Raw genomic sequence first — 8070 nt, forward strand, 5'->3', positions numbered from 1 at the left:
AATTATTGTCAAGACGGGCGCATCAGCAATGCGCGCCCGGTAAAATAAAACCTGATGAATAATGAAAAAGTTTAACCCATGAAACTTTTTGCGTTTATTTCCCCCGCCCGTCCAGCTGAATTTTCGGCAAGGCGCTGAGCCGTTCAAATGCATAATCCCAAAAGGCGCGCACCTTCAGCGGCATGTGCTGCGCCTGCTGCGCCACCAGCTGTACCGGCATCGGCAACGGCTCATGATCCGTCAACAGCCGCACCAGCGTGCCGGCGGCCAAATCGTCCGCCACCTGATACGAGAGCAACCGGGCGACGCCCTTGCCGGCGCGCACCGCCAGCAGTTGCGCTTCCACGTCGTTGAGCAACAGCCGGGGCGTCAATCGCACGCGCTCGCCGTTTTCCTGCGGGCCGAAGCGCCATTCGCGCAGCGACGGCCGCTGGGTGCCGACGATGGTGGCGTGCTCCGCCAGCTGCGCCGGCGATCGCGGTTCACCGCAGCGCGCCAGGTAATCCGGGCTGGCGACCGTCACCCGGCTGACCTGCCCCAGCCGCCGCGCCACGCGTGAAGAGTCCTGCAGATGACCGATGCGCACCGCGATATCCAACCCTTCGTCAATTAGATCGAGATTGCGATCGTTCAATACCATTTCGATCTGCATCTGCGGGTAATCATCGAGAAATGCCATCACCACCGGCGCCACGTACCGGCGGCCGAACTGCACCGGCGAGGTAACGCGCAGCAAGCCGCTCAGCTGCGCTTCGGCGGTATCCTGCACCACCGCCTGATAATCCTGCAGCAGCCGTTGCGCGCGCTCCAACAGCCGCGCACCCGCCTCGGTGGGCGCCAGCCGCCGGGTCGTGCGCTCCACCAATCGGGTGCCGAAACGCTGTTCCAGCGCGGCGATGGCCCGGGTGATCGCCGGCGCCGAACGCCGCAGTTTGCGCCCGGCCGCCGCCAGGCTGCCTTGCTGCACCACCGCCACGAAAATCGCCAACTCGTCTAACCGATCCATAGATTCTTCCGAAAAGTGAAATTATCAATTTCCACATTGCCGGATTTCGCTCGTTCAACGCAAGAGTATGCTGACAAAAAGCACTGAGGAGAAACGCCATGTCCACCATCACACTCTACGGCACCCCGCTTTCCGGCCACGTTCATCGCGTGGCGTTGCTGCTGCGCATGCTGGCGCTGCCCTATGCATGGGTCGAAGCCTCGGCGGACGTACGGCAGAGCGCAGCCTTCCGCCGGCTCAACCCGTTCGGCCAGATCCCGGTCTTGCAGGATGGCGATCTGACGCTGGCCGACAGCAACGCCATTCTGGTCTATCTGGTGAAGCGCTATGCGCCGGACAGCCACTGGCTGCCGGAACAGCCGGCCGCGGCGGCGCGAGTGCAGGCCTGGCTTTCCAAAGCCGCCGGTGAAGTCCGCTACGGCCCGGCGGCCTGCCGACTGATCGCCCAATTCGCCGTGCCGGAGGACTATCAGGCGGCGCGGGCGGTCAGCGATCGTTTCCTGCCGCAGATGGAACAGCACCTGAGCGAGCGGGACTACCTGGCCACCGAACACCCCACCATCGCCGATCTGGCCTGCCACAGCTACGTGGCGGTCGCGGCCGAAGGCGGCATTTCGCTGTCGCCTTACCCTGCGATACGTCGCTGGGCGGCGCGCATCGCTGCACTGCCCGGCTTCTTTGCCATGCCGGCCCTGCCGGAACCGGCGGGGAGCTGACGCCATGATCCCGCAACTGTTCCATCCCGATGAGCTGCGCGCGCAGACGCTGGCCGGGTTTGGCGGCGTAGGCGGCGGCATCTACCCCGCGATGCCGGATCAGCACCGCGCGTTTTTCGCCGCGCTGCCCTACCTGTTTGTCGCCACGCTGGATGAACAAGGCTGGCCCATCGCCACCCTGTTCACCGGCCCGCCCGGATTTTTACGCACGCCAGACGACACGCATTTACGCATCAGCGCGTCGCGCCGCAGCGACGATCCCGCCCAGGCGCTGTTGCTGCCCGGCAAGCCGGTCGGCGCGCTGGGGCTGGATTTCAGCAACCGGCGGCGCAACCGCGCCAACGGCGCCGTCGGCCGCACCGACAAAAACCGGGTGGAAATCCTCGTTCAGCAAAGCTTCGGCAACTGCCCGCAGTACATTCAGCGCCGCGAACTCTACCCGGTGGACAGCCGGCCGCAGCCGGTTGAGCATTTGGCCGTGCTGGATGCGGCGGCGCAGGCGCTGATCCGCGCCGCGGACACCTGCTTCGTCGCCAGCTGCGCGCACCTGGCACTGGCGCAGGGCGGCGTGGATATTTCCCATCGCGGCGGCCGCCCCGGCTTTATCCACCTGGAAGGTGACACGCTGTGGATGCCGGACTTTCGCGGCAACCGCTACATGAACACGCTGGGCAATCTGCTGGCCGAACCGCGGGCGGCGCTGCTGTTCATCGATTTCGATCGCGGCGACGTGCTGCATCTGCAGGGGGAAACGCAAATCCTCTGGCAGGCGGAAGGGGATCCCGGCGTCGAAGGGGCGGAACGCTATTGGCGATTTGACGTGCGCCGCGCCTGGCGTTTTGCGGCGGCGCTGCCGTGGCGAGGGCGCAATCTGGAGTATTCGCCGGCGACGCTGGCGACCGGGGTGTGGCGCCGCTGAGCTGAAATGAAAAGCCCCGCGGCAGCGGGGCTGGATCGGAAATTACAGGCTGTGTTCGGCCGCCGATGCGGCCTGATAAAGCTGACGAAAATAATTCAACCGCGCAAAGAACAGGCGGCTTTGCTGCTCCGACATATTGCCGGCCACCTGCCCGGCGTCAATCTGCCGCCCTTGCCATTCCATCAGGGCGATGCTCGACGCCAAAAAATCCATTTCGCTGCCGTAGGCCGCGAAATGTCTGTCTACTGATTTCATCATTCGCACACTCCTTTTAATCACATCGAAAAGGGTCATATGCCTGCTCTTTCAGTATCGACCCGACGGCGGATATTTTTTGTACAGAAGATGCGCAGTGAGAAAACGGCCATCTTGTCGTCGCGTTGGCAAACGGCGGCGGCAAAGTTTGCTAGGGTAAAGGGTAGCCGTATGGAATAGACCACTCCGTTGAACTCAGCAAAGGAAGAGACTCATGAGCATCAGTATCCGCGCCACCCTCAAGGATCCCACGCTGTTCCGCGAGGCCAATTACATCGACGGGCAATGGTTGCCGGCCCAGGAAGGCCGCACGATCGCCATTCATAACCCCGCCAACGGCGAGCGGATCGGCCACGTGCCGGCCTTCGGCGCCGAAGAAACCGCTCGCGCCATCGCCGCCGCCAAAAAAGCGCTGCCCGCCTGGCGCGCGCTGACCGCCAAAGAGCGCGCCGGCAAGCTGCGGCGGCTGTTTGAGCTGATGATGGAAAATCAGGAAGATCTGGCGCGCATCATGACGGCGGAACAGGGCAAACCGTTGGCCGAAAGCCGCGGTGAAATCGCCTATGCCGCCTCCTTTATCGAATGGTTCGCCGAGGAAGGCAAGCGGGTGTATGGCGACACCATTCCACAGCCGCAGGCCGGTCGCCGCATCATCGTGCAAAAAGAGCCGATCGGCGTGTTCGCCGCCATCACCCCGTGGAACTTCCCGGCGGCGATGATCACCCGTAAAGCCGGCCCCGGCTGGGCCGCCGGCTGCACCGGGGTGATCCGCCCCGCCAGCCAAACGCCGTTCTCGGCGCTGGCGATCGCCGTGCTGGCGGAGCGCGCCGGGTTGCCCGCCGGGGTGTGCAACGTGATAACAGGCCCCAGCAAAGGCATCGGCGGCGAACTCACCGCCAACCCGGACGTGCGCAAACTCTCCTTCACCGGCAGCACCGAAGTGGGGGCGCAGCTGCTGTCCCAGTGTGCGCCCACCATCAAGAAAACCAGCATGGAGCTGGGCGGCAACGCGCCGTTTATCGTGTTTGACGACGCCGATCTGGATGCCGCCGTGGCCGGCGCGGTCGCCTCGAAATACCGCAACGCCGGCCAGACCTGCGTCTGCACCAACCGTTTTCTGGTGCAAGACGGCGTATACGATGCCTTCGCCGCCAAACTGAAAGCCGCCGTCGCCAAGCTGAAAGTCGGCAACGGCCTGGATGACGGCGTCACCATCGGCCCGTTGATTAACCCGGATGCGGTGGAGAAAGTGCGCGAGCATATCGCCGACGCCGTCGAGCACGGCGCTTCGGTGCTGCTGGGCGGCAAGCCTGACGCGCTGGGCGGCAATTTCTTCAGCCCGACCATCCTGACCGACGTGCCGCGCACGGCGAAAATCTTCCGCGAGGAGACGTTCGGCCCGGTGGCGCCTCTGATCCGCTTCAGCCAGGAAGCCGACGCCGTCGAACTGGCCAACGACACGCCGTTCGGCCTGGCCGCTTACTTCTACAGCCGCGACATCGGCCGGGTGATGCGCGTGGCCGAAGCGCTGGAGTACGGTATTGTCGGCATCAACGAAGGGCTGATCTCCACCGAAGTGGCGCCGTTCGGCGGCATGAAACACTCCGGTTTGGGCCGTGAAGGCTCAAAATACGGCATCGAAGACTATCTCGAAATCAAATACCTGTGCCTCGGCGGTTTGGATGCCTGATGTGAGGGGCACCCGCGCCTGCGGGGGCCCTGTCTGGCGGTTTTGGGCAGCCTTTGCTACCTTTAGGCCTCTTTTCAGCGGTTAAAAGGAATTGCCTCTATGCAGCCCTTCACGGTACACCTGCCCGGTTTTTACGTCGCCGGCCAGACAATCAGAACCACCAATCAGGACGAAACCCAGCCCGAGACGGCTAAAATCCCGGCGCTGTGGTCAGACTTTTTCGCCACCTCGCCCGCCATGCCGGTTTACGGGGTCTACTCCAACTACGCCTCCGATGCCAGCGGGCCGTTTGATGTCACCGCCGGCAGTGAGGCACAGAGCGGTTTGCACATCCAACCTGGCCGCTATCTGGTGTTCCAGGCCCGAGGCACCATGCCGGCGGCGGTCATCGAAGGCTGGCAAACCATCTGGGGCTACTTCGAGCAACACCCGGAAATCGAACGTCGCTTCCTGACCGACTTCGAAGCCTATACCGGCCCCGACGCGGTCGATATCCATATCGGCTGCCGCTAACGCGACAGTGAGGTCAACAATGATGACGCTCTCCCCCGCCATTCCGATTTTGCGTATCTTTTCAGTCGACAAGGCCAAAGAGTTTTATCTGGATTTTCTCGGTTTCACGCTGGCGTGGGAGCACCGTTTCAGCGAAGACCTGCCGCTGTACATGCAGGTGACCCGCGCCGGGCTGACGCTGCACCTGAGCGAACACTACGGCGACAGCACGCCCGGTGCCGCCATTTTCATCCCGGTGCACGATATCGACGCGCTGCACCGGGAGCTCACGGCCAAAAACTACCGCTATGCCCGGCCGGGGCTGGAGGTTGTCGACTGGGGCAAAGAGCTCAACCTCACCGATCCGTTCGGCAACCGGCTGCGGTTTTGCGAACAGAGCCCCTCGGCCTGATCGGCGTTATGGCCGATATTCCGCCTCGCTGACCGGCTCCAGCCAGGTCACCGGGCTGCCGTCCACCGCTTCGGCGATGGCGATATGGGTCATGGCGGTGTCCGGTGTCGCACCGTGCCAGTGTTTGACGTCGGCCGGTATCCAAACGATATCGCCGGGGTGCATCTCCTGCGTCTTCTCGCCCCACATCTGGATCCACCCGCGCCCCTGAGTGACGATCAGCGTCTGGCCGAGCGGATGCGTATGCCATGCCGTGCGGGCGCCGGGTTCGAAGGTGACGGTCGCGCCGCCCACCCTAGCCGGCGCATCACCGGCGAACGGCGCGTCGATGCGTACCTGCCCGGTAAAGTAATCCGCCGAACCGCGCTGTGATGGGATAGAACCGCTGCGTTGTATTTTCATCTGTCGTGTCCTCCGCGCCGGATCTCACAGCCGGCGCTGATAATCATGAGTGAGTGATGTCAAGATAGCGCCATGCTTTTCCGGCGACTAGCGGGTAGAATGCGCAAGGAGCTATGAGCTCAATTCATAAATCTACGCGCGACAGTGCGCTCACCCTCCTCTTCGGTGCCGATATGTTGAAAGAAAACTTTAACGATCTGATCGCTTTCCTGATGGTGGCCAGGGAGCGCAGCTTCACCAAAGCGGCGGCACAGCTTGGGGTTTCCCAATCGGCGCTCAGCCACGCTATTCGCGGCCTGGAAGAACGCCTGGCGCTGCGTTTGCTCACGCGCACCACTCGCAGCGTCGCCCCCACCGAGGCCGGTGAGCGGTTGCTCAACAGCATTGGTCCACGCTTTGCGGAGATAGAAAACGAGCTGAACGCGCTGGGTGAAATGCGCGATCGGCCCGCCGGCAACATCCGCATCACCGCCGGCGAACACGCGGTGGATGCGGTGCTATGGCCGGTGCTGCGCACTTTTCTCGTCGATTACCCGGATATCAACGTGGAAATCACCGTCGACAACAGCCTGACCGACATCGTCGCCGGGCGATTCGACGCCGGCATTCGGCTGGGGGAACAGGTAGCGAAGGACATGGTCGCGGTGCGCATCGGGCCGGATATGCGCATGGTGCCCGTCGCCTCCCCTGACTATTTCGCCCGTTACGGCCTCCCCGCTACGCCGCAAGCGCTGCAAAACCATCGCTGCATCAACATGCGCCTGCCCACCCTCGGCGGGCTGTACGCCTGGGAATTTGCCCGCGATGGCCGGGAGATCAAAGTGCGGGTGGAGGGGCAACTGACCTTCAACAGCCTGCGCCAGCGAATCGACGCCGCGCAGCTCGGCCTCGGAATCGCCTTTGTGCCGGAAGATACCGTCGCCGAGCCGCTGGCCGACGGGCGGTTGCAGATGGCGCTGGACGACTGGTGTCCGCCGTTTCCCGGTTATTACCTCTATTATCCAAGCCGCAGGCAACACACCACCGCCTTTGCGCTGCTGATTGAGGCGCTGCGGCGCGGGGCTTAACGCCCGACGTTTTTCTGCAGATGCGCCGGGTAGCGATCGCCAATCACGTCGATAGCGGAGAGCGCACGCTCAATCTCACCCAGTTCGTCCGCCGCCAACGTGACCGCCGCCGCCGCGAGGTTTTCTTCCAGCCGGTGACGCTTGGTGGTTCCCGGGATCGGCACGATCCACGGCTGCTGCGCCAGCAGCCAGGCCAGAGCGATCTGCGCCGGCGTCACGGCCTTGCGCTGCGCTATCTGCCCCAGCACATCCACCAGCGCCTGGTTGGCCCGGCGCGCTTCGGCGCTGAAGCGCGGCACCACGTTGCGAAAATCGCCGCTGTCAAAGGTGGTGTCCTCGGTAATGGCGCCGGTGAGAAAGCCCTTGCCGAGCGGGCTGAACGGCACCAGACCGATGCCCAGCTCTGCCAGCGTCGGCAAGATTTCACGCTCCGGCTCGCGCCACCACAGCGAATATTCGCTTTGCAGCGTCGTGACCGGCTGCACCGCGTGAGCTCGCCGAATGGTTTGCGCGCCGGCTTCCGACAGGCCGAAATACTTTACTTTCCCTTCGCGAATCAGTTGCTGCACCGTACCGGCCACCTCCTCGATAGGCACCTCGGGATCGACGCGGTGCTGATACAGCAAATCGATCGTCTCTATCCGCAGGCGCTTCAACGAGCCTTCCACCGCCTGGCGAATATGCTCCGGACGGCTGTTCAACACCTGTTGCCCCGCCGGCTGCGGCAGATCGAAACCGAACTTGGTGGCGATGACGACCCGATCGCGCACCGGCGCCAGCGCTTCGCCCAACAATTCCTCGTTCGTGAACGGACCATAAATCTCGGCGGTATCGAAGAGCGTCACGCCCTCGTCAACCGCGGCGCGGATCAGTTCGATCGCCTGCCGTTTGTCGGTGGCCGGGCCGTAGCCAAAACTCAGCCCCATGCAGCCCAACCCCAACGCAGATACTTCCAGCCCTTCGCACCCCAACTTGCGTGTTTGCATCTTCACTCTCCCACTGATTGATACCGGCCCCGCCTGACGCGGAGCCGTTCCGGTGTGATGACTGTAAAACGCGACTACCGCCATGACTATGGGGCGAAATACGCTTGGGCTTATGAGCCTGGCTC

The 8070-nt window shown here is 63.4% G+C and carries 10 protein-coding genes; 6 read left to right on the plus strand and 4 right to left on the minus strand.

Annotated elements, in window-relative coordinates; genetic code table 11:
• Positions 1 to 94: 94 nt before the first annotated feature.
• Complete coding sequence (locus ACORQT_RS15645) at positions 95 to 1006, minus strand: LysR family transcriptional regulator (RefSeq protein WP_164057883.1); 912 nt, start codon at positions 1004 to 1006, stop codon at positions 95 to 97.
• Positions 1007 to 1104: 98 nt separating this feature from the next.
• Here ACORQT_RS15645 and ACORQT_RS15650 point away from each other — a divergent pair, with 98 nt between their 5' ends.
• Positions 1105 to 1722: a glutathione S-transferase family protein gene (locus ACORQT_RS15650; RefSeq protein WP_046687379.1), complete on the plus strand. Its 618-nt coding sequence runs from the start codon at positions 1105 to 1107 to the stop codon at positions 1720 to 1722.
• A 4-nt stretch (positions 1723 to 1726) separates the two neighbouring features.
• Positions 1727 to 2641, plus strand: coding sequence for a pyridoxamine 5'-phosphate oxidase family protein (locus ACORQT_RS15655; RefSeq protein WP_164057884.1), 915 nt, complete (start codon positions 1727 to 1729; stop codon positions 2639 to 2641).
• A 42-nt stretch (positions 2642 to 2683) separates the two neighbouring features.
• Here the strand turns inward: ACORQT_RS15655 and ACORQT_RS15660 are convergent, their stop codons facing one another.
• A complete protein-coding gene (locus ACORQT_RS15660; RefSeq protein ID WP_042784935.1) occupies positions 2684 to 2899 on the minus strand; it encodes a glycogen synthase in 216 nt (71 codons plus the stop codon).
• Between the two features lie 211 nt (positions 2900 to 3110).
• Between ACORQT_RS15660 and gabD the strand changes: the two genes are divergently transcribed.
• The 3 genes from gabD to ACORQT_RS15675 all read left to right on the plus strand — a co-directional run bounded on the left by gabD (position 3111) and on the right by ACORQT_RS15675 (position 5490).
• Positions 3111 to 4586 carry an NADP-dependent succinate-semialdehyde dehydrogenase gene (gene gabD / locus ACORQT_RS15665; protein WP_164057885.1) on the plus strand — a complete coding sequence of 492 codons (1476 nt, stop codon included), beginning with the start codon at positions 3111 to 3113 and terminating at the stop codon, positions 4584 to 4586.
• Between the two features lie 99 nt (positions 4587 to 4685).
• Positions 4686 to 5099, plus strand: coding sequence for a GyrI-like domain-containing protein (locus ACORQT_RS15670; RefSeq protein ID WP_042784937.1), 414 nt, complete (start codon positions 4686 to 4688; stop codon positions 5097 to 5099).
• A gap of 22 nt (positions 5100 to 5121) precedes the next feature.
• On the plus strand, positions 5122 to 5490 hold the full coding sequence (locus ACORQT_RS15675; protein ID WP_164057887.1) for a glyoxalase superfamily protein: 369 nt from the start codon (positions 5122 to 5124) through the stop codon (positions 5488 to 5490).
• A gap of 6 nt (positions 5491 to 5496) precedes the next feature.
• Here the strand turns inward: ACORQT_RS15675 and ACORQT_RS15680 are convergent, their stop codons facing one another.
• Positions 5497 to 5892, minus strand: a complete 396-nt coding sequence (locus tag ACORQT_RS15680) for a (R)-mandelonitrile lyase (protein WP_025303382.1) — start codon at positions 5890 to 5892, stop codon at positions 5497 to 5499.
• A gap of 173 nt (positions 5893 to 6065) precedes the next feature.
• On the opposite strand from ACORQT_RS15680, the gene ACORQT_RS15685 reads away from it, so the two are divergent.
• The gene (locus ACORQT_RS15685) at positions 6066 to 6959 is read left to right on the plus strand and encodes a LysR family transcriptional regulator (RefSeq protein ID WP_042785744.1); all 894 of its coding nucleotides are present in this window, start codon (positions 6066 to 6068) and stop codon (positions 6957 to 6959) included.
• Here the strand turns inward: ACORQT_RS15685 and ACORQT_RS15690 are convergent.
• The gene (locus ACORQT_RS15690) at positions 6956 to 7945 is read right to left on the minus strand and encodes an aldo/keto reductase (protein WP_042784938.1); all 990 of its coding nucleotides are present in this window, start codon (positions 7943 to 7945) and stop codon (positions 6956 to 6958) included. The genes ACORQT_RS15685 and ACORQT_RS15690 overlap by 4 nt on opposite strands.
• Between the last annotated feature and the right edge of the window lie 125 nt (positions 7946 to 8070).

This window comes from Serratia sp. (in: enterobacteria), from assembly GCF_052400455.1.
Lineage (GTDB): Bacteria > Pseudomonadota > Gammaproteobacteria > Enterobacterales > Enterobacteriaceae > Serratia > Serratia ureilytica.

Excerpts from the sequence above, each read along its gene's own strand:
- ACORQT_RS15650 (WP_046687379.1), top strand. The coding sequence starts at position 1,105 with ATGTCCACCATCACACTCTACGGCACCCCGCTTTCCGGCCACGTTCAT.
- ACORQT_RS15685 (WP_042785744.1), top strand. The coding sequence starts at position 6,066 with ATGTTGAAAGAAAACTTTAACGATCTGATCGCTTTCCTGATGGTGGCC.
- ACORQT_RS15680 (WP_025303382.1), bottom strand. The coding sequence starts at position 5,892 with ATGAAAATACAACGCAGCGGTTCTATCCCATCACAGCGCGGTTCGGCG.
- ACORQT_RS15690 (WP_042784938.1), bottom strand. The coding sequence starts at position 7,945 with ATGCAAACACGCAAGTTGGGGTGCGAAGGGCTGGAAGTATCTGCGTTG.
- ACORQT_RS15645 (WP_164057883.1), bottom strand. The coding sequence starts at position 1,006 with ATGGATCGGTTAGACGAGTTGGCGATTTTCGTGGCGGTGGTGCAGCAA.
- ACORQT_RS15675 (WP_164057887.1), top strand. The coding sequence starts at position 5,122 with ATGACGCTCTCCCCCGCCATTCCGATTTTGCGTATCTTTTCAGTCGAC.
- gabD (WP_164057885.1), top strand. The coding sequence starts at position 3,111 with ATGAGCATCAGTATCCGCGCCACCCTCAAGGATCCCACGCTGTTCCGC.
- ACORQT_RS15670 (WP_042784937.1), top strand. The coding sequence starts at position 4,686 with ATGCAGCCCTTCACGGTACACCTGCCCGGTTTTTACGTCGCCGGCCAG.
- ACORQT_RS15655 (WP_164057884.1), top strand. The coding sequence starts at position 1,727 with ATGATCCCGCAACTGTTCCATCCCGATGAGCTGCGCGCGCAGACGCTG.
- ACORQT_RS15660 (WP_042784935.1), bottom strand. The coding sequence starts at position 2,899 with ATGATGAAATCAGTAGACAGACATTTCGCGGCCTACGGCAGCGAAATG.